This is a genomic window from Paraburkholderia sp. SIMBA_054 (assembly GCF_046534875.1).
Lineage (GTDB): Bacteria > Pseudomonadota > Gammaproteobacteria > Burkholderiales > Burkholderiaceae > Paraburkholderia > Paraburkholderia hospita.
Map to the genome: position 1 here is coordinate 96,701 of NZ_JAWRXV010000002.1, position 22,039 is coordinate 118,739.

A 22,039-nucleotide genomic window follows, 5' to 3' on the forward strand; every position below is an offset into this window, starting at 1 on the left:
GTGTGTCTGTACGGCGACAGCAACCTGGCCATCCGGCCAGGTTCGCTCGACGCGTCGGCGGGTTAAACTCACGCCCTGAACAGTCACGCAAGAAAGACACGAGGATGGGCACTCAAACCGCAGCCGCAAGCGACAACGCGCAACACACCCCCATGATGCAGCAGTATCTGCGCATTAAAGGGGAGCATCCGGGCACGCTCGTGTTCTACCGGATGGGCGATTTCTATGAACTGTTCTTCGACGACGCCGAAAAGGCCTCGCGCCTGCTCGATCTGACGCTTACGCAGCGCGGCGCGTCGGGCGGCAATCCGATCAAGATGGCGGGCGTGCCGCATCACGCCGTCGAACAGTATCTGGCGAAGCTGGTCAAGCTCGGCGAGTCGGTTGCGATCTGCGAGCAGATTGGCGATCCCGCGACATCGAAGGGGCCTGTCGAACGCAAGGTCGTGCGCGTGGTCACGCCCGGCACGCTGACGGACGCCGCGCTGCTGTCCGACAAGAACGACACGTATCTGCTCGCCGTGTGCGCCGGGCACAACCGGCGCGGCGTCGTGACCACGATCGGCCTCGCATGGCTGAATCTGGCGAGCGGCGCGCTGCGCCTCGCAGAAGTCGCGCCCGATCAGGTCGCGGCCGCCCTCGAGCGCATCCGCCCTGCTGAAATCCTCGTTGCCGACGCGCCGTCGTCGAACGATTCGAACGCGTGGACAGTGCCCACCGGCTTCGGCGCGACGACGCGCGTGCCCGTCTGGCACTTCGACGTCGCCTCGGGTACGCAGCGGCTGTGCGATCAACTGGAAGTGGCGGGCCTCGATGGCTTCGGCGCGCATTCGCTTTCGAGCGCATGCGGCGCGGCGGGCGCGCTGCTGCTGTACGCGGCGGCGACCCAAGGCCAGCAGTTGCGCCATGTGCGCAGCCTGAAGGTCGAGTATGAATCGGAGTACATCGGCCTCGATCCGTCCACGCGCCGCAATCTTGAACTGACGGAAACACTGCGCGGCACGGACTCGCCCACGCTCTGCTCGCTGCTCGATACCTGCTGCACGACAATGGGCAGCCGTCTGCTGCGTCACTGGCTGCATCATCCGCCGCGCGACGCGTCGTTCGCGCAGGCGCGCCAGCAGGCGATCGGCGCACTGCTCGACGCGCCGCCGCAAGCAAGCCTCGACGGGCTGCGCAGCGCGCTGCGGCAGATCTCGGATATCGAGCGGATCACTGGGCGGCTCGCGTTGCTGTCGGCGCGCCCGCGCGATCTGTCGAGCTTGCGCGACACGTTCATTGCGCTGCCCGAACTGCGCGCGCAACTCGCCGCCGTGACGGCCGCTGCCGATTCGCTCGCGCGCATCGATACGGCGCTGGTGCCGCCCGCTGACTGCGTCGATCTGCTGAAGCGCGCAGTCGCGCAGGAACCCGCTGCGATGGTGCGCGACGGCGGCGTGATCGCACGCGGGTACGATGCGGAACTCGATGAACTACGAGATATTTCGGAGAACTGTGGACAGTTCCTGATCGATCTCGAAACGCGTGAACGTGCGCGCACGGGCATCGGCAATCTGCGCGTCGAATACAACAAGGTGCACGGCTTCTATATCGAAGTGACGCGCGGCCAGACTGACAAGGTGCCCGACGATTATCGCCGCCGTCAGACGCTGAAGAACGCCGAGCGCTACATCACGCCTGAGCTGAAAACGTTCGAGGACAAGGCGCTGTCCGCGCAGGAACGCGCGCTCGCGCGAGAGAAAGCGCTGTATGACGCGCTGTTGCAATCGCTGCTGCCGTTCATCGCCGATTGCCAGCGCGTTGCGTTGGCGCTCGCCGAACTCGATCTGCTCGCCGCGTTTGCCGAGCGCGCCCGCGCGCTCGACTGGGTTGCCCCTGGCTTCACGCCGACGGGCGGCATCGATATCGAACAGGGCCGGCACCCCGTGGTCGAAGCGCAGGTCGAGCAGTTCATCGCCAACGACTGCGTGCTCAATCCCGAACGCAAGCTGCTGCTGATCACCGGCCCGAACATGGGCGGTAAATCGACGTTCATGCGTCAGACCGCGCTGATCGCGTTGATGGCGTATGTAGGCAGCTATGTGCCCGCGCGGCGCGCGTCGTTCGGCCCGATCGATCGTATTTTCACGCGGATCGGCGCCGCCGACGATCTGGCGGGCGGCCGCTCGACCTTCATGGTCGAAATGACGGAAGCCGCCGCGATCCTGAACGATGCGACGCCGCAAAGCCTCGTGTTGATGGACGAAATTGGGCGCGGCACGTCGACATTCGACGGCCTCGCGCTCGCTTGGGCCATCGCGCGGCATCTGCTGGCGCACAACAACTGCCATACGTTGTTCGCGACGCATTATTTCGAACTGACGCAACTGCCCGCCGAGTTTCCGCATGCGGCGAACGTGCATCTGTCGGCAGTCGAGCATGGGCACGGCATCGTGTTCCTGCATGCCGTCAACGATGGCCCCGCGAACCAGAGCTACGGCCTGCAGGTCGCGCAACTGGCGGGCGTGCCGAACGCGGTGATTCGTGCCGCGCGCAAGCATCTCGCTTATCTGGAGCAGCAGTCGGCCGCGCAACCCGCGCCGCAACTCGACCTGTTCGCGACGCCCGTTGCGATGCTCGAAGACGCCGACGACGAGCCGCCCGCGCCGGCAGTCGATCCCGCCACGCAGGCGCTCGTCGAACGCTTGCGCGAGATCGACCCGAACGATCTACGTCCGCGCGACGCGCTCGACCTGCTGTTCGAACTGCATGAACTGGCCAAGTCGCCAGATGCGCGACACTGACGCCGGCAATCGCCGCGCGCCGCCCCGCCTTCGCCGCCGCTCGCGCGGCGCAGCGCGAGCGCTCGCGCTGACGCTCGCGTACGTGAGCGCGCTGTCGCTGGCGGCGCTGGGCCCTGAGTCGTTCGCAAAGGAACCGGCGCCGCAGTACGCGTTCGCGGTCATCGGCGGCACGCTGCAAAGTTCCGCCGACGAAGCGCTCACGCAGCGACTGCTCGACGCAATCGGACGCGATCCGGACGTCTCGTTCATCGTCTACGATGGCAATCTGAAAAGCAGCAAGGAAGCCTGCCGCGATTCGCTGTTCGAGACGCGCCATACGCTGCTCGAAACGTCGAAGCCCGCGCTCGTCTTCATTCCCGGCCAGCACGACTGGACCGATTGCGGCACGGCTGAGGCCGGCAGCTACGATCCCGTCGAGCGGCTCGATCTGCTGCGGCAGACGCTGTTCGCCGATGCGTCGTCGATGGGACAGAATCCGATTCCGCTCGCACGCGAAAGCGAAGTGTCGCGGTTCCGGCCTTATCGCGAGAATGTGCGCTGGCTGGTCGGCGATACCGTGTTCGTCGGCCTCAACGTGCCGGGCCCGAACAATCATTTTCTGTATGCGGGCGGCCGCAATGGCGAGTTCGAAGACCGCGTGATCGCGAATGCATTCTGGCTCGATCACGCCGCCGAGTATGCGAAGCGCCGCGGCGCACGCGCGATCGTCGTGCTGGTTCAGGGCGACTTCGATCCCGAACGTTACGAGCGCCCCGAGCGCTTCGCGTGGCTGCGCTTCGGGCATCGCTCGAAGCGCGATGGTTTCATGGAATTCAAGCGCAGTCTGGTGAAGCTGGCCGAGACGTTTCGCGGACCAGTCGTCGTGATTCATCAGGACGACGACAGATCGCATACCGGCTTTATGATCGACCAGCCGCTGCGCAACGATAAGGGCGATCTGGTGACGAATCTGACGCGCATTGCATTCGCGCCGCGTAGCCCTCAGAACCAGTGGATACAGGTCGATGTCGATCTGCAGAAGCGGCCGCCGTTTCGCGTGACTATACGCGATGTGCCGAAGAATCTGCCGCTGCCGGCCGCGCCCACCATGCCGTCGCACAACGATAACGCCACGCCGCCGATGCCGCCGTCGATGCCCGCCGTGCCGGACTCCGCGCCCGCTTCCGAGCTGCCGCCGATCCTGCCTGAACCGTCGCGCACGCCGTCGCCGGATTAGAGCAACGGCATCACATACCGCGCTACGCGCCCCAGATGCGACAACGGGCGCTTACGCGCCCGCTTCGGGAACTGCTCCGTCGTCGGCCCTCTATCCGGTACCCAAGCGTCCACCCTGCAAATTCAGTGCAGCGTCGGCCGTGACGGTTCGGCGTCGTCGGCATCGTCCTCATCATCATCTTCGTCGGCGATTTCGAGTCCGCTCGCGCCGTGTGCATGCTCGTGCTGGATTTCGTCTTCCGTCGCTTCGCGCACGTCCTTCACAGTCAGGCTGAAACGCAGCGCCATGCCTGCGAGCGGGTGATTGCCGTCGAGCACGACCTTGTCTTCGGCGACATCGGTGACGGTATAGATCAACGAGTCCAGATCTTCATCGCCCTCTTCCGGCGTGCCTTCGAACTGCATGCCGACTTCGAGCGGCTCAGGGAAACGGCTGCGCGGCTCGATCTTCACGAGGTCAGGATCGTATTCGCCGAACGCGTCGCCCGGTTCCAGCTGGATCTGGGTTTCGAAGCCGGGCTCATGGCCGTCAAGCTCTTCCTCGATCTTGGGGAACGTGCCATCATAGCCGCCGTGCAGATAAACCATCGGCTCGTCGCTTTCCTCAATCAGATTGTCTTGCGCATCCGACAGTTTGTAAGTGACCGATACGACGGTGTTCTTTGCGATTTTCATTCGATTCTCCAGATTACGACTCACATTATACGATGCCCGTGCGGCCCCCTGACTACCCCGCTGGCAAAGCTTCAGCGCGTTCCACTCCGACTCCCGCCTCCGCTTCTTCCGCGCCTGCGCCCGATCGGCCTGCGTCGTTGCTGGGCAATCTGACGCCGTCGCAATTCATGCGGCGCTACTGGCAAAAGAAGCCTTTGCTGATCCGTCAGGCCATACCGGATATCGCCGCGCCGCTCTCGCGCGACGAACTGTTCGAACTGGCCGATCAGGATGAAGTCGAGTCACGCCTCATCACGCACTTTCGCAACAAATGGCAGCTCGAACATGGTCCGTTTGCTGCAGACGAATTGCCTTCCGTCAAACAGCGTGCGTGGACGTTGCTCGTGCAAGGCGCCGATCTGCATAACGACCGAGCGCGCGCATTACTTGACCGTTTTCGCTTCGTGCCCGACGCGCGTCTCGACGACCTGATGATCTCGTACGCGACGGACGGCGGCGGCGTCGGTCCTCATTTCGACTCTTACGATGTCTTCCTGTTGCAGGTTCACGGCAAGCGCCGCTGGCGCATCGGCGCGCAACGCGATCTGTCGTTGCAGCCCGGCCTGCCCTTGAAAGTTCTACAAAACTTCGAGCCGGAAGAGGAATGGGTATTGGAGCCCGGCGACATGCTTTATCTGCCGCCGCACATCGCCCACGACGGCGTGGCGGAAGGCGAATGCATGACGTGCTCGATCGGTTTTCGCGCGCCGTCGACGTCCGAACTCGCCGCGCAGTTCCTGTATTACCTTGCGGAGCGCGGCGAAGCGGCCAACTCGCCGGACGGCGCCGCGCTCTATCGCGACCCGCAGCAACCGGCCGTCGCGAAGCCAGCGGCACTGCCCGCTGCGCTTGTCGACCGGGTGGGTGCGATCCTTGCTAAGATCGACTGGAACGAGAAGGACGTCTCGTCATTCCTCGGTACCTATCTGAGCGAACCGAAGCCGAGCGTCGTATTCGATCCACCCGAGCGACCGCTCGATGAAGCGCGTTTCATCAAGCGCGCAAGCAAGGAAGGCGTGCGTCTGGATCGCAAGACTGTGCTGCTTTACGACAGTCGTGCTTACTACCTGAATGGAGAAGAAAGCAGGCTGTCGGGCGTGAAAACCGCGGTGATTGAACTCGCCGACAACCGCTATCTGAGTGCGAAACGCTTTGTAACACTCTCGGGGCAATCGTCGGTGACAGCACTACTTCACGAGTGGTATCGTGCGGGCTGGATACAGATGGGTGATCTGAGATAAGATTCGCTCCGCTGTCATACCGTATAGCGAAAAATTGTCTGAGAAAGACAACGTATTGGCCCCGGATTTGTCGACGGTCGATACGAAAGTGCATATAATTTCCGCCCAAGCCGTAGGGAAGATTCACGCTCATGAAGTGCGGTCTCCACCAGCGGCCCAGGTCGGTGTTGGAGCACATTACCGGTATTATTTTGCGCTGTTGCTTACCTTTAACCATAAAAGGACGTGATCATGAAGAAATCCCTCCTCGTAGCATCCCTGTTGGCAGCTGTGGCACTGGCTGCATGCAACAAGAGCAGCGACCAGGCAGCTGCCCCGGCTAGCGATGCTGCTGCCGCTTCGGCACCCGCTGCTGCTGCTTCGGATTCGGCTGCTGCCGCTTCGGGCGCTGCTGCTGCTGCGAGCGACGCTGCTGCTTCGGCTACGACGGCTGCTTCGGATGCAGGCGCTGCTGCTTCGGACGCTGCTGCGTCGGCAGCTGCTCCGGCTTCGGGCGCAAGCCAGTAAGCTGTAGCACAGGGTTCGCCTCAGGGCGAAAACTGCGACGGGAAGTCCGAGGGCTTTCCGGGCAAAAAACAAAACGCCACGAGTTCAAACTCGTGGCGTTTTGCTTTATGCGCCGCTATTAATCGCGATTATTTCGCTTGCATGCATTCGATGCATTTTGGTCAATTCATGTCGTTAAGCCACAACACGCAGTCCGGCCTTAAAAACAAAATGATTTGCCCGCTGCATCGGCAGCATGGTGTTTTCGATGTAACGAGCGCTTATTCGGAAGCCTGCGCCTTCTCTTCGAAGAACTCGCGCACGACGTCGATTTCACGCGTGCGCTTGAATGGCGGCAGGCTCTGCCATATCCGGCGCCCATACGGCTTGTCGACCAGCCGGGTGTCGCAGATCATCAGCACGCCGCGATCGGTCTCAGAGCGGATCAGACGCCCTGCGCCCTGCTTGAGCGTGATAACTGCCTGCGGCAGTTGATGCACGGCAAATGGACTCAAGCCCTTCTTCGTCAGCGCATCGAGACGCGCGGACAGCACGGGGTCGTCAGGCGGCGCAAACGGCAGCTTGTCGATGACGACGAGCGACAGCGCATCGCCACGCACATCGACGCCTTCCCAGAAGCTCTGGCTGCCGACGAGAATCGCATTGCCATAGGAGCGGAACCGGTCGAGCAGTTCAGTACGGCTCGCATCGCCCTGCACGAGTAATGGCATGTTCCAGCCGCGCGACTCGATCACGTCGCGCAGCTTCGTCGCGATGCGATCGACGGCGCGCAGCGTCGTGCACAGCATGAACACACCACCGCCCGATGCTTCGATCGCCGGCAGCGCGGCATCGAATACGGCATCGGTGAACGTCGGCGACGAGGGCTGCGGCAAATTACGCGGCACGTAGAGCAGGCCCTGCGTGCCGTAGTCGAACGGGCTGGGCAGCGTCATCGAGCGACGCGAGTTGAGACCCATCTGCGCCGCATAGTGCGCGAAGTCGCCACGCACCGACAACGTCGCCGACGTGAACACCCACGCGCGCGGCACGCCCGCGCGCTGCTTCGCGAAAATGGGCGCGACGGATAGCGGCGTCTCGTGCAGTTGCACGGTATGCGAGAACACTTCGATCCAGCGGACCTTCTCGTTCGGATCGCTTTTCTCTGCTGCTTTTGCGGCGTCCGTTGCGGCGTCGCGTTCGGTCTCGGTGGGCGGCGTGGTCCAGCCCGACAGCACCTCCTGCAACTCTCGTCCGCGGCGCACCAGCGCACCCAGCGACTCGGCGCGCTCCGACTGCCCAGCGAGCGCGCTTGCGAGCGCATCGAGTTCCGTCTCGACGGCTTCGAGCGCGGGGAACAACGGATGATCGTCGGGCAACTGGCCAATCGACAGCCGCACCGAGTCTTCCTTGAATGCGAGCCGCACGTCGCGCGCCGAGCGTTCGAGCGCTGCGCCGAGCTTCACCCAGTCGACGGCATCACGCGCATGGCCGAGGCCTTCCGCGACCGAGTCGCGCGCGAGCTCGAGGAATTGCGTGGTGGACAACGTTTCGCCGAAGAACAGCGTCGCGGTTTCGGGCAGTTGATGCGCTTCGTCGAAGATCACCGTGTTCGCCGTCGGCAGCAGTTCGGCCATGCCCGTATCGCGCAGCATGATGTCGGCGAAGAACAGATGGTGATTGACGACCACGATATCGGCCTGCTGCGCCTCACGGCGCGCCTGCATCACGAAGCAGTCCTTGTAGTGCGGGCACTCCTGGCCAAGACAGTTATCGCGCGTCGACGTCACCATCGACCACACGGCCGCCGTCTCCGGCACGCTTGCAAGCTCGGCCTTGTCACCCGTGCGTGTGATCTTCGCGAAGCGGATGATGTCCTGCAGATACGACGTTTCCTGCCGCGACGGCAGACGGCCGTTGTCGGCCGTGCGTTGCAGATAGTAGTGGCACAGATAGTTCGCGCGGCCCTTGAGCATCGCGACGGACACGGGCACGGCGAGCGCGTCGCGCACGGTCGGAATGTCGCGCTGAAAGAGCTGGTCCTGCAAGTGCTTGGTGCCCGTCGAGACGACCACCTTGCCGCCCCACAGCATCGCCGGCACGAGGTACGCGTAGGTCTTGCCCGTGCCCGTGCCTGCTTCGACGATCAGCGTGTTCTCGCCGCCTTCGGTATTGCCGTCAGCGGCCGCTGCGTCTTCAGGTGCGGACTGCGCTGCCGATGCCGACTGCTGCAAGCGCCGCGCCGGACGCTTCTGCGCCTCGAACATCGCGGGCTCCGGCATCGCGCGGCCCGATGCTTCCATCGCGGCGGCCACGGCACGCGCCATTTCGATCTGCGACGCGCGCGGCCGGTAGCCGTCGATCTGGCGTGCGAGCAGCCCGTCGGCGGCGAAGATGTCGGCGAGTTCGGATGATCGCTTGTGACTCAGCGACGCGGCTAGCGCGCCGCCGCCCGATGCGGGCTTCGCCGCGTGCTCGTCGGCGCCCGTCGCAGCGGCGTCCGAAGCGCCCGCCGACGCCGTCCGGGAAGAAGATTGAAGCGATGAATTCAAGGCAAGCGATTCCTGCAAAGTCCGGCGCGCCACATGCTGAACGGGGCCGGCGCCTGCCTGGCCGCTCCGTCAGTTGCGGGCTTCCGGTTCAAGCTGCAACTGCAGCAAGATGATGGTGTCCTTGACCTTGAGCTTGCGCTTTTTCAGGCGCTGGATCTCGAGGTCGTCGATGCCGGGTTCCTCGGACATTTTGTCGATCAAACGATCAAGCCCACTATGCTCCGATTCCAGTTGCAGAATGCGGTCGCGCAGTGTGTCCGAATTGACGACGCGATGATGGTCGCGCATGCTCGCCTCCTCTTTCGAAAGGGCGAAGGCCGCGCTGCGCGGTCGCTCCGCTCGAGGTTGCTGTCCGGCCTGAAACGCGTTACGGCTGTTGCTGACTGATGCTCACTGCTGCTGTTGCTGCTTCTGTTGCTGCTCGAGCTGCTGTTGCTGTTTCGCCTGCTCTTCCTGTTTCTGTTTGGCCTTCTCGGCCGCCTGCTTCTGACGCTCTTCGACATCGGCCTTGTGCTGCGCTGCTTCCGACTGCTTCTGCTGGAAGCGCTGCTGCTTCTCGCCGCGCTCCTGAGCCTTCTGGGCGGCCTGCTGATGCGCCTCGTCGAGCTTGCGCTGGAAGTCGGCCTGCTTCGCATCGTAGGCCTTCTGGTTCGCGGCCGCTTGCGAAGGCGAAATGCCGCGCTGCGCCTGATCGATGGCGTGCTGTTGCTGCTTCTGCTGGAAAGCCTGCTCGTTCGCGGCGCGCTGCGGCGCTTCTGCGTTGCGCTGCGCCTGACTCAACTGATGCTGACGCTGCTTGTCTTCGTACGCCTGCGCATTGCGCTCGTCCTGTGCAGTGCGCGCGGGCGTGTCTGCTTCGTACTGCGCGCGCTTGATGGCCGCCTGCTCGTCGCGTTGCCGCGCGTGCTCGACGCGCTTTTCGTCGTCGAGCGCGAGCTGCTCCTTGCGAATGTCGGCGGCGACGACACGCATGTCTTCACGGGCCGAGTCCAGGCAATGATTGACGAAAAACTTGCTATAACAGTTGTGCTGGGCGACGCCGTAACGGTAGTTGTTCTCCGTCGTGCGGGTATCGAGCGTCTTTTGACGCGCGTCGAAATCGTTCGCGGCTGGCACGCCCGAAGCCGTAGCCGACGCGGCCGACGATGCCGCCACGGCATTCTCCTGCGCATCGGCGAGCGCGGGCGTAAGCGCCGCGCACGCGACGAACGCCAGCGACGCGGCGAGCGCGAACCGGCGGACGGACCCGGCACACCAAAGTGCAACGGACGCGGCCTCTGGGCTGAAGACGGGCGATGCGAGCGGAGATCGGCGTGAAGATCCGGGCAGATTTCCGGACGTGAGGCGTGAGGTCGGCAACGTCGTAGATGGGCAGCGGAACATGCCTGAAATTCTATCACCCCGCGCTTGAGCGCTCGGTCATTTATGGCAAAATGCCCCGCTTCAGCAAGCTTTCACGAGCTTTGACGACTTTTCCGCAACCCGGCCGCCGCGTGTTTCGCGCAGCACGGCCACAGTCGAATCCGGCAGGAACATCAAGACCCTATGACGGACACCGTAGCAATCAAGATCGTACAGCGCATCGCCACCGAACTGACCGTCCAGCCGCGCCAGGTCGCGGCCGCGGTGCAACTACTCGATGAAGGAGCGACTGTTCCGTTTATCGCCCGGTACCGGAAGGAAGTCACCGGCAATCTCGACGACACGCAACTGCGCACGCTCGAAGAACGCCTGCTCTATCTGCGCGAGCTGGAAGACCGGCGCGCCTCGATCATCGCGAGCATCGACGAGCAAGGCAAACTCACGGACGAACTGCGCGCCGCGATCGAAGGCGCCGACAGCAAGCAGGTCCTCGAAGACCTCTATCTACCGTACAAGCCGAAGCGCCGAACGCGCGCGCAGATCGCCCGCGAAGCCGGCCTGCAGCCGCTCGCCGACGCGCTGCTCGCGAACCCGCTGCTCGATCCGCAGACGGAAGCCGCGAAATACGTCGATGCCAAGAAAGGCGTCGCGGACGTCAAGGTCGCGCTCGACGGCGCGCGCGACATTCTCTCCGAGCAGTTCGGCGAAACGGCCGAAGTGCTCGGCAAGCTGCGCGACTATCTGTTCAATCAGGGCGTGTTGGCGTCGGCAGTGGTCGAAGGCAAGGAAGGCGAAGAAGGCGAGAAATTCCGCGACTACTACGACTATTCGGAAACGATCCGCACCGTGCCGTCGCACCGCGCGCTCGCCCTCTTCCGCGGCCGCAATGCAGGCGTGCTGATGATCAAGCTGGGACTCGGCGAAGAACTCGACGCGCAGGTGCCGCATCCGGGCGAAGCGATGATCGCGCGCCACTTCGGCATCGCGAATCAGGGCCGGCCGGCGGACAAGTGGCTCTCCGATGTATGCCGCTGGTGCTGGCGCGTGAAGGTGCAGCCGCACATCGAAAACGAACTGCTGACGAATCTGCGCGAAGAAGCCGAAAACGAAGCGATCCGTGTGTTTGCGCGCAATCTGAAGGATCTGCTGCTGGCCGCGCCGGCGGGCCCGAAGGCTGTGATCGGCCTCGATCCGGGTCTGCGCACGGGCGTGAAGGTGGCTGTCGTCGACCGTACGGGCAAGGTGCTCGCCACGGATCAGATCTATCCTCACGAACCGCGCCGCGACTGGGACGGCTCGATCGCGAAGCTCGCACGCATCGCCGCGCAAACGCAGGCGGAACTGGTCAGTATCGGTAACGGCACGGCGTCGCGCGAAACGGACAAGCTCGCTAGTGAACTGATGTCGCGTCATCCGGAACTGAAGTTGCAGAAGATCGTCGTGTCGGAAGCGGGCGCTTCTGTGTACTCGGCATCGGAACTCGCGGCCAAGGAATTCCCGGATATGGACGTGTCGCTGCGCGGCGCGGTGTCGATCGCGCGCCGCCTGCAGGACCCGCTCGCCGAACTCGTGAAGATCGAGCCGAAGGCGATTGGGGTCGGGCAGTATCAGCATGACGTGAACCAGCGCGATCTCGCGCGTTCGCTCGATGCCGTTGTCGAAGACTGCGTGAATGCCGTCGGCGTGGATGCGAATACGGCTTCCGTTGCGTTGCTGGCGCGCGTGTCCGGCCTGAACGCGACGCTTGCGCGCAATATCGTTGATTATCGCGATGCGAACGGTCCGTTCCCGACGCGCGACCATCTGCGCAAGGTGCCGCGTCTTGGCGACAAGACGTTCGAGCAGGCTGCGGGCTTCTTGCGCATCAATGGCGGCGAGAATCCGCTCGACCGCTCGTCGGTGCACCCGGAAGCGTATCCCGTCGTTGAACGGATGCTTGCGAAGATCAGCAGGAACATTGGCGACGTGCTCGGTAATCGCGATGCGCTGTCGCGGCTGTCACCTGCCGAGTTCGTCGACGATCGTTTCGGTCTGCCGACTGTGCGGGATATTCTCTCTGAACTTGAGAAGCCTGGGCGTGATCCGCGTCCTGAGTTCAAGACTGCGACTTTCCGCGAAGGCGTTGAGAAGATTTCTGACCTGTCGCCGGGCATGGTGCTCGAAGGTGTCGTGACGAACGTGGCTGCGTTTGGCGCGTTTATCGATATCGGCGTGCATCAGGATGGGCTCGTGCATGTGTCGGCGATGTCGACGAAGTTCATCAAGGACCCGCATGAGGTCGTCAGGGCCGGGCAGATCGTCAAGGTGAAGGTGCTTGAGGTCGACGTCAAGCGTCAGCGGATTTCGTTGACCATGCGGATGGATGATGATGTTGCAGCGGGTGCGCCGCAGGAGCGCTCGGCTGGGCGTTCGGGGTCCGGGTCGGCCTCGGGGGCAGGTGCGGGGCGTTCGCAGCAACGCGCGCGTGGGCCGGAACCGGTTAATGCTATGGCGGCGGCTTTTGCCAAGTTGAAACGGTAAGTGTGGGCGGGGCTTTTGCCCCGTGTGCCCCGTTTTTGCGTTGCGCGTTGGGTGGTTTGTTGCTCTGCGATGGGGGTGCGGTTTGCCGCCGCGGTGCAGGCTTTAGTCTTTCAATGGCATCCGCGATTTGCCTTCGCTGTTCATGCGTTGCCCCGGTGATTTTGCCTGTGCGCTGGCATCCGCGCTTTGCCTTCGTGCTTCAAGCGTCGCCCCTGTGCGGGGCGGCACCTAAAGAAAGCGGCTCACACCGCCAACTCTTCTTCCTGCCTGAGGGCCCTCAACAGGTCCCACGCTTCACACGGCAACGTCTCTGTTCGCGTGTGTTGCCAACGCTCTGAATTGACGCCTCACCCGCCTCAAACTCCCTCGCAAATGCAAGCGGCAGCGAATGGTATATGCCGCCCAGGTGGCAAACTGTGTGTAGGTTGTCGCGTCGTATAACCTTGCGCTCTTACAGGGTGGAACGCGTGCGCTATCGGTCCGGAGTGAGGAGTGTGAGGCACTATGGCCTACACACAGTTTGCCACCTGGGCGGCGGTGGACTATCTGGCACGGCGTGCTGTAGTGCGGGAGCGTGAAGCGGGTGAGGCGCACCGCAAGAGCGCTGGCAACGAACGTGGGTCACGTGGTTGCCGTGTGAAGCGTAAGAACCTTCGGGGGCCCTCAGGCAAGAAGAAATGTTGGCGGTGTTAGCCGCTTTCTTTTGCCTACTTTTCTTTGCGGCGGTGGCAAAGAAAAGTAGGTGCCGCCCCGCACAGGGGCGACGCGTGAACGGCAAACACCACAACGCGGATGCCAGCGAAAACCAAAGCAAACCACCCAGCGTCGCAAGACAAAAAAACTCAGATCTCTATTTTCGTCCCAAGCTCAACAACGCGATTCGCGGGAATGCTAAAAAAGTCAGTTGGCTTCGCAGCATTCTGATGCATCCATGCAAACACACGCTCACGCCACACGGACATGCCGGGCAACTGCGTCGGCACGACAGTCTCCCTCGCGAGAAAGAACGACGTGTCCATCAACTCAAACGACATATCGTGTGACACGCTGATCTGCTCGAGCACAGCCTTCACATCAGGCGTCTCATTGAACCCATAAGCGGCCTTGACGAGAAAAAGCCCACCGCTAACATCCTTGACCGTCAACCGGTCCTTATCCTCAACATAAGGAATATCCCGCGTGATGAAAGTCAGAAAGATGGTCCGTTCGTGCAGCACCTTGTTGTGCTTGAGATTATGCAAAAGGCTCACGGGAACGAGCGTCGCGCTCCCTGTCAGATAAATGGCCGTGCCCGACACGCGATGCGGCGGATGCGCAAGCAGTCCTTGCACGAAGGGCATCAACGGAATACCGTCGGCGGCCGTGCGCTCCTTCACAATCATGCGCCCCTTGAACCACGTCATCAGCAGGAAGAACAGCAACGCGCCGATGCCGAGCGGCAACCACCCGCCCTCCGCCACTTTCAGCAGATTCGCGCCGAAGAACCCAAGGTCGACAATCAGCAGCGCGCCGATAATCAACGCGACAACGCCCTTGTTCCAGTTCCACACCTTCACCATCACCACGCTCGCGAGGATCGTCGTGATCACCATCGTCGCCGTCACGGCAATACCGTAGGCCGCGGCCAGATTGTCCGAACTCTTGAACGCGAGGACGATGCACAGAATGATGAACAGCAGCATCCAGTTGACGACAGGCACATAGATCTGCCCGATCGCCAGCTCCGACGTGTGCAGGATCTTCATGCGCGGCACGTAGCCGAGCTGGATCGCCTGGCTCGTCAGCGAATACGCGCCCGAAATCACCGCTTGCGACGCAATCACCGTCGCAACCGTCGACAGCACAACCAACGGCAGCAGCGCCCAGTCAGGCGCAAGCAGAAAGAACGGGTTTTCGATCGCCTTCGGGTCGTGCATCAGCAACGCACCCTGGCCGAAGTAGTTCAGCACCAGCGACGGCATCACGAGCGAATACCACGCGCAGCGTATCGGCGCCGCGCCGAAGTGGCCCATGTCCGCGTACAGCGCTTCCGCGCCCGTCAGCACCAGCACGACCGAGCCGAGCACCACGTACGCCTGCAGCAGGTGCGCCGACATGAACGAGAACGCGTAGTACGGATTGAGCGCCTTGATCACTTCCGGTGCCTGCACGATATGCGACAGGCCGAGCACCGCGATCGTCACGAACCACAACACCATGATCGGGCCGAACAGCCGGCCGACCATCGCCGTCCCGTGGCGCTGGATCCAGAACAGCAGCACGAGGATCACCATCGTCAGCGGCAGCACCAGATGCGAGAGCTTTGGCGCAGCGATCTCCAGACCCTCGACAGCCGACATTACCGAAATGGCAGGCGTGATCACGGCATCGCCGTAGAACATGCAGGCGCCGAAAATGCCGAGCATCATCAGAAGGCCCGCCGCCCTGCTCTTCGTGTCGAACGAGCGCAGCGACAGCGCCATCAACGCAAGCACGCCGCCCTCGCCGTTGTTGTCGGCGCGCATCACGAACATCACGTACTTGATGCTGACGACCACGATGATCGCCCAGAACAGCAGCGATATGACGCCGAGGATAGAACTCTCTGTGAGGGGAATGCCGTGGGAGGGGCTGAAGGCTTCTTTCAGCGAATACAGGGGGCTTGTGCCGATATCCCCGAAAACCACGCCGATCGCAGCGACTGCAAGCGAGGGCAACGGCTGCTTGGGGACGTGAGAGTTGTCTGTCATAAACGCGAAAAGAATCCGTTCCTGAGCGGCAAAAAACGAACGCTATTCTAAAGAATATAGGCGACAAAGCCCACCATTCAGCCCGTTGTGCTGACGCCACGCAGTCGGGCAGCGTCGGTCGAGTGTAGCATCACACCCCATGGCCGGCGTGCGTTTGCGCGTGTCAAGGGCTGCATTGTCAAATTGTTCCCGTTTGACCACGCTCATCAACGAATGTGAGGCGAACATAAAAACGGAGCCTCGAGAGGCTCCGTTTCAGTTTGCAGCATGCCGCCATCAACTTGCACGACGGCGGGCGGATGCTAGCTGGCGTCCGTCGAACGCTCCTGGCCACGCTTGATCCATGCGCTCAGGTTGTGCGGACGCACTGTGTCCCACTCCTCGAACGGCTGATGGATCCACGGGTTCGTCGCGAGATAGTGAACGTGATAGTCCGGCTTCACCTTCGAGCACGCCTTCCACCACAGCACCGCCGAACGCACCGACGTGATGGCGGGATAACGCTCCTTCAGATGCTGCTGCACGCGCGCGAGCGTCACGCCCGAATCGACAAGGTCATCGACCAGCAGCACGTTGCCCGACAGTTCGCCGCGCGTCATCGTGATGTACTGCGCGATATCGAGCTCGCCCTGCTCCGTGCCTGCCGCTTCGCGGTACGAACTCGTCGCGAGGATCGCGAGCGGCAGATCGTAGATGCGCGAGAGCTGATCGCCGACCCGCAGACCGCCGCGCGCGAGGCACAGGATCTTGTCGAACTTCCAGCCCGATTCGTGGACGGCGAGCGCAAGCAGCTCGATCAGCCGGTGATATTCGTCCCAGCCGACCCACAAGTTGCGCTCGTCGTTGCGCGGGTCCTTCATTTCAATCATGGGTACACCCTGGATCATGCTTAAACCTTGAACGGGTGACGCAGAAGAATGGTTTCGTCGCGGTCCGGACCCGTCGACACCATGTCGATCGGCACGCCCGCCACTTCCTGCACGCGCGACAGATACGCTTGAGCGTTCGCGGGCAACTTGCTCCATTCCTTGATACCGACCGTGCTTTCCTGCCAGCCGCCGAACGTTTCGTAAACCGGCTCGCAGCGCGAGACTTCGGACGCGCCGCGCGGCAGGATGTCGGCGCTCTTGCCGTCGATCGTGTAGCCGACGCACAGCTTCACTTCGTCGAGACCGTCGAGCACGTCGAGCTTCGTGATGCACAGGCCCGACACGCCGTTGATCTGGATCGAGCGGCGCAGCGCGGCGGCGTCGAGCCAGCCGGTGCGGCGCGGGCGGCCCGTGACCGAGCCGAATTCCTTGCCGACCTTCGCAAGCGTCAAGCCGACTTCTTCCTGGCGGTTGGCGTTGTCGGCGTCGTACAGTTCGCTCGGGAACGGACCCGAGCCGACGCGCGTGCAGTACGCCTTCGTGATGCCAAGAATGTAGTCCAGCTTCTGCGGGCCGACACCCGCGCCCGCGCTCGCCGCACCCGCGACGCAATTGCTCGACGTAACGAACGGATACGTGCCGTGGTCGATATCGAGCAGCGTGCCTTGCGCGCCTTCAAACAGCAGGTTGTTGCCCGCGGCGTTCTCGTCGTACAGACGGCGCGAAACATCCGTGACCATCGGCTTCAGACGGTCGGCGTAGCTCAGCATCATGTCGAGCGTCTGCTGATAATCGACAGCCGGTGCGCCGAGGTATTGCGTGAGCACGAAATTGTGGAAATCGAGATTTGCGCGCAGGCGTTCAGCGAAGGTCTTCGGCTCGAACAGGTCCTGCACGCGCATGCCACGGCGCGCCACCTTGTCTTCGTAGGCCGGGCCGATGCCGCGCCCCGTCGTGCCGATCTTGCCGGCGCCGCTGCGTGCTTCGCGGGCCTGGTCGATGGCGACGTGGTACGGGAGGATCAGCGTGGTGGCTTCGGAGATGAAGAGACGCTTCTGCACGTCGACGCCGGCCGATTCTAGCTCTTCGATTTCCTTGAACAGCGCTTCAGGCGACAACACGACGCCATTGCCGATGTAGCAGGCGACGCCCGGGCGCATGATGCCCGACGGAATCAGACGCAAGATGGTTTTCTTGCCGCCGATGATGAGCGTATGGCCGGCGTTGTGACCGCCCTGGAAACGAACGACGCCTTGCGCGTGGTCCGTCAGCCAGTCAACGATCTTGCCCTTGCCTTCATCACCCCACTGGGTACCCACGACGACGACATTGCGCCCAGGGTTCACATTCACTGCGCTGGCAGACATGTTGTTTCTTAAGCTGGTTAAAAACGTATTTTACCTATGTTCGCGAAAGGTTCCCGATTTTTTCACGGACTGATACCGGGATTTTTCCCGAAATTTCCTTTTGCGCTCAAAGGCATGGGAGCGGCGAGGCGCTGCGGCCCGGCCGCGCGTGGCACGGAGCGGCCACGCGTTCGATGGTTGCGGCGTCACGTTTCACATGACGCGGCAGGCCTTCACGGCATCACGACTTCGATTCGACGACCCACTGGCCGTTGCGCTCGACCAGCACGCGGTCGCACGCGAATTCGTCGAGTGCGTGGTCGTGCCCCGGCAGCGCCTGGATCACGACTTCGCCCGCATCGCGCAGCGCGGCGACGCTCGTGCGCAAGGCTTCGCCGTGTTGCCATGGCGCGAGGATCGCGCTGCTGCGCGCCTCGATGGGCGAGATGCGCGCCACTTCGCGCAGATCCAGCGAAAAGCCCGTTGCCGCGCGGGCGCGGCCGTACGCCTGGCCGACCTTGTCATAGCGGCCGCCTCGCGCGACGGCATTCGGCACGCCATCGACGTAGGCCGAGAACATCACGCCGCTGTGATAGGCGTAGCCGCGCAGATCGGCCAGATCGATCATCACTTCCGCGCCGTCGACCTGTTGCGCGAGGAACGCGAGGTCGTCGAGCGCCCGCGCGATTTCGGGCGCATTCGGCAGACGCGCGCGCGCTTCTTCGAGCACGGACGCGTCGCCGTACAGCGTGGGCAGTGCGCGCAGCGCGTCGCGCGTGACGGGCGTGAGGTTCGCCGTCAGTTCGTTGAGCAGCGGCACGTCCTTGCCTGCGAGCGCTTCGTAAAGCGCCTCGCCGAGCGACGCGGCAGCCGGCTCGCCATCGATCAGCGCGCCAAGCACGGCGGCGTGGCACAGATCCAGACGCACGCGGCCGAGTCCCGCGAGATGCAGCGCGTCGAGCATCAGTTGCTGAATCTCCAGATCCGCTTCGAGACCCGCATGACCGTAAATTTCGGCGCCGATCTGGATCTGCTCACGCGTCGCGTGCAAACCGCGCGGGCGCGTGTGCAGCACATTGCCCGCGTAGCACAGGCGCGTCACGCCCTGGCGGTTCAGCAGGTGCGCGTCGATGCGCGCGACCTGCGGCGTGATGTCGGCGCGCAGGCCGAGCGTGCGGCCCGACAGCTGATCGACGAGCTTGAAGGTGCGCAGGTTCAGGTCGCTGCCGCCGCCTGTCAGCAGCGACTCCAAGTATTCGAGCAGCGGCGGCATGACCATCTCGTAGCCGTACGCGCGAAAGCGGTCGAGCAGCCGGCGGCGCAGTTCTTCGATCTTGCGTGCCTCGGACGGCAGCACGTCGGCAATATTCTCGGGAAGTAACCAGGTCGACATCGATACAGTCCTACGACGGTGAATCCGGCGTCATGGCAAACGCCGTCGGAAATTGGGGTGATGCGCGGCGCGCGGAACGTTGGTGCCCACCTCGAGACTCGTTCCGGGCTTCGCCCCGGGGAGCCGGCGACGTGCCGGCCGGCCGTGATGGCCGGCAAAGTGAACGACACTTGGCGCATTACGACGCATGGCGCGTGCTGCACGCAGTGTCCGGAAACGGACGCCACCTCGTGAGTGCCGCCCGGCATCGCATGGCGCCCGGTCAGGTCGCGATCAACAGCAACAGCAGCCCGAGCACCATGACGATCAGCCCGCCGATCCGGATGTGGTGCGGCGGGCGCTCCGCTATTCTACGAAACGTGTCGCGCCAGGCGCTCGGAAACACGAACGGGAACATCCCCTCGATGATCAGCATCAGTGCGATCGCGAGCAATAACGAGCCGGCTATGTCCATGCGATGAGGCCGCCGCGATCCGTATGCCGCGGCGTTCCAGTTATCAGTGTTTGCGCGCGCCCGTCGACGCGCCGGAAGACGATTGAACGGCGGCGGCTCCGCCGTCCGGCCCGCGCATGAAGCGGAAGAAATCGTTGCTCGAGTCGACGACCATCACGTCGCCGGGTTTGAAGCTGTTCTTGTACGCCTGCATGCTTTGGTAGAACTGATAGAACTGCGGGTCGCTGCCATACGCCTCGGCGGCAATCGACGCAGCCTTGCCGTCGCCCTCGCCCTTGGTCGCCTGCGCCTGCTTGTACGCGTCGGCGAGCACCGCCTGCTGCTGTTGCGCGGCGTCCGCCTTGATGCGGTCCGCTTCGGCTGCGCCGTCCGCACGCTCCTGATTGGCCACCTGCTGGCGCGCGGCAATCATGCGCTTGTAGACGGAATCGGCCATCGCAGCCGGGAAATCGAGCCGCGTGAACTGCACGTTGACGACGTCGACGCCCAGCGACGCCGCGCCCTTCTGCATACCGTCGCGCGCCTGAGTCGCGATCGCGTCCTGCTTCGCGAGCGCGTCGGTCAGCGTGTATTTCGCGAACGCGTCGCCGAGCGCGCCGCGCGTGAGCAGCGCGAGCCGGTCAGGCAGGCTCTGCACGTCGCCCTTGGTTTCCGTGACCAGCTTCACGGGATCGGACACGCGGAATTTGACGACGGGGTTCACCAGCAGATCCGTTTTATCGGACGTGGCGTAACGGTCTTCGTCGGGTGCATCCAGCGACTGGATGCGCGTGTCCACCGATGTCACCGTCTGTAGCGGCGGCGGCAGCTTCACGTGCAGGCCGGGGCCCGCGAGCGTGGGCGCGGCGTCGCCGCGAGCGGAGACGACGGCCATATGCCGCGGATCAACGACGAATACCATCGACGACGCCGCGAACAGCACGATCACGACGGCCACGACGAGCGCAACAATTTTGTTCATGTTCGCGCTCCTTATTGCAGATCGTCTTCGCGGCCGCGGCTGCGGAACGAATCACGCGAACGGAAGGCGTCGCTTGCGGCGGCTGCCTGGCTTGCGCTGCTGACGGGCGCGGCGGGCGGCGTGATGATCGCGGGCGTGTTGCCGCCCTGCGCCGCCGCTTGTGCACCCTGAGCACTCTGTGCATTTTGTGCGGGCTGCGCAGCCTGCGCCGCCGATGCGGCACTGGCCGCAGCCGATTCGGCCACGCGCTGACGCGTCTGCTCGACGAGCTTGTCGAGCGGCAGGTACAGCACGTTGCTGCCCGACTTGCTGTCGACGAACACCTTCGTCGTGTTCGAGTAGATTTGCTGCATCGTTTCCAGGTACATACGTTCGCGGATCACGGCAGGCGCCTTCGAATACTGCGCATAGACTTCCTTGAAGCGCTCGGCATCGCCTTGCGCCTGCGCGATGACGCGGTCACTGTAGGTTTTCGCGTCATCGATCATGCGCTCGGCTTCCGCCTTCGTGCGCGGCAGCAATTCGTTCGCGTAGGCTTGCGCGTCGCGCTTTGCACGCTCGCGATCCTGCCGCGCCTTTGCGGCGTCGTCGAACGCGGCCTGCACCTGATCGGGCGGCTGCACGCTCTGGATCGTCACGCCCGTGACGGCGAGCCCCGTGTGATATTCGTCCAGGGAATGCTGGATGGCTTCCGTCAGTTGCGCGCGGATGGCCTCGCGGTCCTGATAGAGGATGTCGCTCGTGCTGCGCGAGCCGACGATCTCCCGCACCGCCGCCTGCGCGGCCTGGGTGACGCTTTGATCAGGGTCGGCGCTGCGGAACAGATAGTCGGTCGGCTTGCGGATCTGGTACTGGACGGCAAAGCGCACGTCGACGATATCGGCGTCGTGCGTGAGCATCGACGCGTCCTTCACGTTCGCGAGACGCACCACGTTGTTGCGGCCGATCTCGACCGAGCGAACCTGGCCCACGTTGACGGTTTCATGGGATTCGAACGGATACGGCAGACGCCAGTGCACGCCCTGCCCGACCGTGCCGCGCAACTGCCCCAGACGCAGTACCACGGCCGCCTGGTTGTCCTGCACGACGAACACGCCGCTGCCGAGATAGATCGCAATCAGCACGCCGATGATGATGCCGACGCCGATGCGCGCGCCGCGCCCGTTGTCCGGACGCGGACCGCCGCCGTTGCCGCCCTTGCGGCCAAACATGCGCGACAGACGCCGGTTGAAGTCACGCCACATTTCGTCGAGATCGGGCGGACCTTCGCTGTCCTTGCCGTTGGGCGGACGCTTCGAATCGTTCAGACGCTGGCGATCGCCATTGCCTTCGCCCCGGCCCCAGCGCGGGTCGTTCAGCGACAACATGCCGCGCAGACGCAGCCAGATACTCCGCTCGTTGTAATCGTTCACCT

Annotated in this window: 16 protein-coding genes; 5 read left to right on the forward strand and 11 right to left on the reverse strand. The window is 63.4% G+C overall.

The window, feature by feature from the left end; all coding sequences use genetic code 11:
- The first annotated feature begins 104 nt into the window (after positions 1-104).
- The gene (mutS, locus tag SB822_RS03150; protein WP_090835854.1) at positions 105-2,783 is read left to right on the forward strand and encodes a DNA mismatch repair protein MutS; all 2,679 of its coding nucleotides are present in this window, start codon (positions 105-107) and stop codon (positions 2,781-2,783) included.
- Positions 2,770-3,999, forward strand: a complete 1,230-nt coding sequence (locus SB822_RS03155; protein WP_090835855.1) for a hypothetical protein — start codon at positions 2,770-2,772, stop codon at positions 3,997-3,999. Before mutS ends, SB822_RS03155 begins: the two co-directional genes overlap by 14 nt.
- A 122-nt stretch (positions 4,000-4,121) precedes the next feature.
- Here SB822_RS03155 and SB822_RS03160 read toward each other — a convergent pair whose 3' ends face one another.
- Positions 4,122-4,673, reverse strand: a complete 552-nt coding sequence (locus SB822_RS03160; RefSeq protein ID WP_007580456.1) for a peptidylprolyl isomerase — start codon at positions 4,671-4,673, stop codon at positions 4,122-4,124.
- Between the two features lie 32 nt (positions 4,674-4,705).
- On the opposite strand from SB822_RS03160, the gene SB822_RS03165 reads away from it, so the two are divergent.
- Positions 4,706-5,953, forward strand: coding sequence for a cupin domain-containing protein (locus SB822_RS03165; RefSeq protein WP_090835856.1), 1,248 nt, complete (start codon positions 4,706-4,708; stop codon positions 5,951-5,953).
- Positions 5,954-6,184: 231 nt separating this feature from the next.
- Positions 6,185-6,460, forward strand: coding sequence for a hypothetical protein (locus tag SB822_RS03170; RefSeq protein WP_079482153.1), 276 nt, complete (start codon positions 6,185-6,187; stop codon positions 6,458-6,460).
- Between the two features lie 260 nt (positions 6,461-6,720).
- Here SB822_RS03170 and SB822_RS03175 read toward each other — a convergent pair whose 3' ends face one another.
- The 3 genes from SB822_RS03175 to SB822_RS03185 all read right to left on the reverse strand — a co-directional run bounded on the left by SB822_RS03175 (position 6,721) and on the right by SB822_RS03185 (position 10,374).
- Positions 6,721-8,991, reverse strand: a complete 2,271-nt coding sequence (locus SB822_RS03175; protein WP_090835857.1) for an ATP-dependent DNA helicase — start codon at positions 8,989-8,991, stop codon at positions 6,721-6,723.
- Positions 8,992-9,060: 69 nt separating this feature from the next.
- A complete protein-coding gene (locus SB822_RS03180) occupies positions 9,061-9,279 on the reverse strand; it encodes a DUF465 domain-containing protein (protein ID WP_007580448.1) in 219 nt (72 codons plus the stop codon).
- A 102-nt stretch (positions 9,280-9,381) separates the two neighbouring features.
- The gene (locus SB822_RS03185; RefSeq protein WP_244144568.1) at positions 9,382-10,374 is read right to left on the reverse strand and encodes a colicin transporter; all 993 of its coding nucleotides are present in this window, start codon (positions 10,372-10,374) and stop codon (positions 9,382-9,384) included.
- Positions 10,375-10,536: 162 nt separating this feature from the next.
- Here SB822_RS03185 and SB822_RS03190 point away from each other — a divergent pair, with 162 nt between their 5' ends.
- On the forward strand, positions 10,537-12,873 hold the full coding sequence (locus tag SB822_RS03190; protein ID WP_090835858.1) for a Tex family protein: 2,337 nt from the start codon (positions 10,537-10,539) through the stop codon (positions 12,871-12,873).
- 842 nt (positions 12,874-13,715) lie between these two features.
- Here the strand turns inward: SB822_RS03190 and SB822_RS03195 are convergent.
- The 7 genes from SB822_RS03195 to hflK all read right to left on the reverse strand — a co-directional run bounded on the left by SB822_RS03195 (position 13,716) and on the right by hflK (position 22,037).
- The gene (locus SB822_RS03195; RefSeq protein ID WP_007580443.1) at positions 13,716-15,602 is read right to left on the reverse strand and encodes a potassium transporter Kup; all 1,887 of its coding nucleotides are present in this window, start codon (positions 15,600-15,602) and stop codon (positions 13,716-13,718) included.
- 302 nt (positions 15,603-15,904) lie between these two features.
- Positions 15,905-16,489 (reverse strand): phosphoribosyltransferase, encoded by a 585-nt coding sequence (locus SB822_RS03200; RefSeq protein ID WP_007580441.1) that lies wholly within the window; start codon positions 16,487-16,489, stop codon positions 15,905-15,907.
- A gap of 2 nt (positions 16,490-16,491) precedes the next feature.
- Positions 16,492-17,838, reverse strand: coding sequence for an adenylosuccinate synthase (locus tag SB822_RS03205; protein ID WP_007580438.1), 1,347 nt, complete (start codon positions 17,836-17,838; stop codon positions 16,492-16,494).
- Positions 17,839-18,058: 220 nt separating this feature from the next.
- Positions 18,059-19,210 (reverse strand): ATP phosphoribosyltransferase regulatory subunit, encoded by a 1,152-nt coding sequence (locus tag SB822_RS03210; protein ID WP_090835859.1) that lies wholly within the window; start codon positions 19,208-19,210, stop codon positions 18,059-18,061.
- Positions 19,211-19,472: 262 nt separating this feature from the next.
- Positions 19,473-19,664 carry a DUF2065 domain-containing protein gene (locus SB822_RS03215; protein ID WP_007580434.1) on the reverse strand — a complete coding sequence of 64 codons (192 nt, stop codon included), beginning with the start codon at positions 19,662-19,664 and terminating at the stop codon, positions 19,473-19,475.
- 43 nt (positions 19,665-19,707) lie between these two features.
- On the reverse strand, positions 19,708-20,625 hold the full coding sequence (gene hflC / locus SB822_RS03220) for a protease modulator HflC (protein ID WP_079485009.1): 918 nt from the start codon (positions 20,623-20,625) through the stop codon (positions 19,708-19,710).
- An 11-nt stretch (positions 20,626-20,636) separates the two neighbouring features.
- Positions 20,637-22,037: an FtsH protease activity modulator HflK gene (hflK, locus tag SB822_RS03225; RefSeq protein WP_090835860.1), complete on the reverse strand. Its 1,401-nt coding sequence runs from the start codon at positions 22,035-22,037 to the stop codon at positions 20,637-20,639.
- Between the last annotated feature and the right edge of the window lie 2 nt (positions 22,038-22,039).

Coding starts and splice junctions, on each gene's coding strand:
- mutS (WP_090835854.1), top strand. CDS start 105: ATGGGCACTCAAACCGCAGCCGCAAGCGACAACGCGCAACACACCCCC.
- SB822_RS03155 (WP_090835855.1), top strand. CDS start 2,770: ATGCGCGACACTGACGCCGGCAATCGCCGCGCGCCGCCCCGCCTTCGC.
- SB822_RS03160 (WP_007580456.1), bottom strand. CDS start 4,673: ATGAAAATCGCAAAGAACACCGTCGTATCGGTCACTTACAAACTGTCG.
- SB822_RS03165 (WP_090835856.1), top strand. CDS start 4,706: ATGCCCGTGCGGCCCCCTGACTACCCCGCTGGCAAAGCTTCAGCGCGT.
- SB822_RS03170 (WP_079482153.1), top strand. CDS start 6,185: ATGAAGAAATCCCTCCTCGTAGCATCCCTGTTGGCAGCTGTGGCACTG.
- SB822_RS03180 (WP_007580448.1), bottom strand. CDS start 9,279: ATGCGCGACCATCATCGCGTCGTCAATTCGGACACACTGCGCGACCGC.
- SB822_RS03185 (WP_244144568.1), bottom strand. CDS start 10,374: ATGTTCCGCTGCCCATCTACGACGTTGCCGACCTCACGCCTCACGTCC.
- SB822_RS03190 (WP_090835858.1), top strand. CDS start 10,537: ATGACGGACACCGTAGCAATCAAGATCGTACAGCGCATCGCCACCGAA.
- SB822_RS03195 (WP_007580443.1), bottom strand. CDS start 15,602: ATGACAGACAACTCTCACGTCCCCAAGCAGCCGTTGCCCTCGCTTGCA.
- SB822_RS03200 (WP_007580441.1), bottom strand. CDS start 16,489: ATGATCCAGGGTGTACCCATGATTGAAATGAAGGACCCGCGCAACGAC.
- SB822_RS03205 (WP_007580438.1), bottom strand. CDS start 17,838: ATGTCTGCCAGCGCAGTGAATGTGAACCCTGGGCGCAATGTCGTCGTC.
- SB822_RS03210 (WP_090835859.1), bottom strand. CDS start 19,210: ATGTCGACCTGGTTACTTCCCGAGAATATTGCCGACGTGCTGCCGTCC.
- SB822_RS03215 (WP_007580434.1), bottom strand. CDS start 19,664: ATGGACATAGCCGGCTCGTTATTGCTCGCGATCGCACTGATGCTGATC.
- hflC (WP_079485009.1), bottom strand. CDS start 20,625: ATGAACAAAATTGTTGCGCTCGTCGTGGCCGTCGTGATCGTGCTGTTC.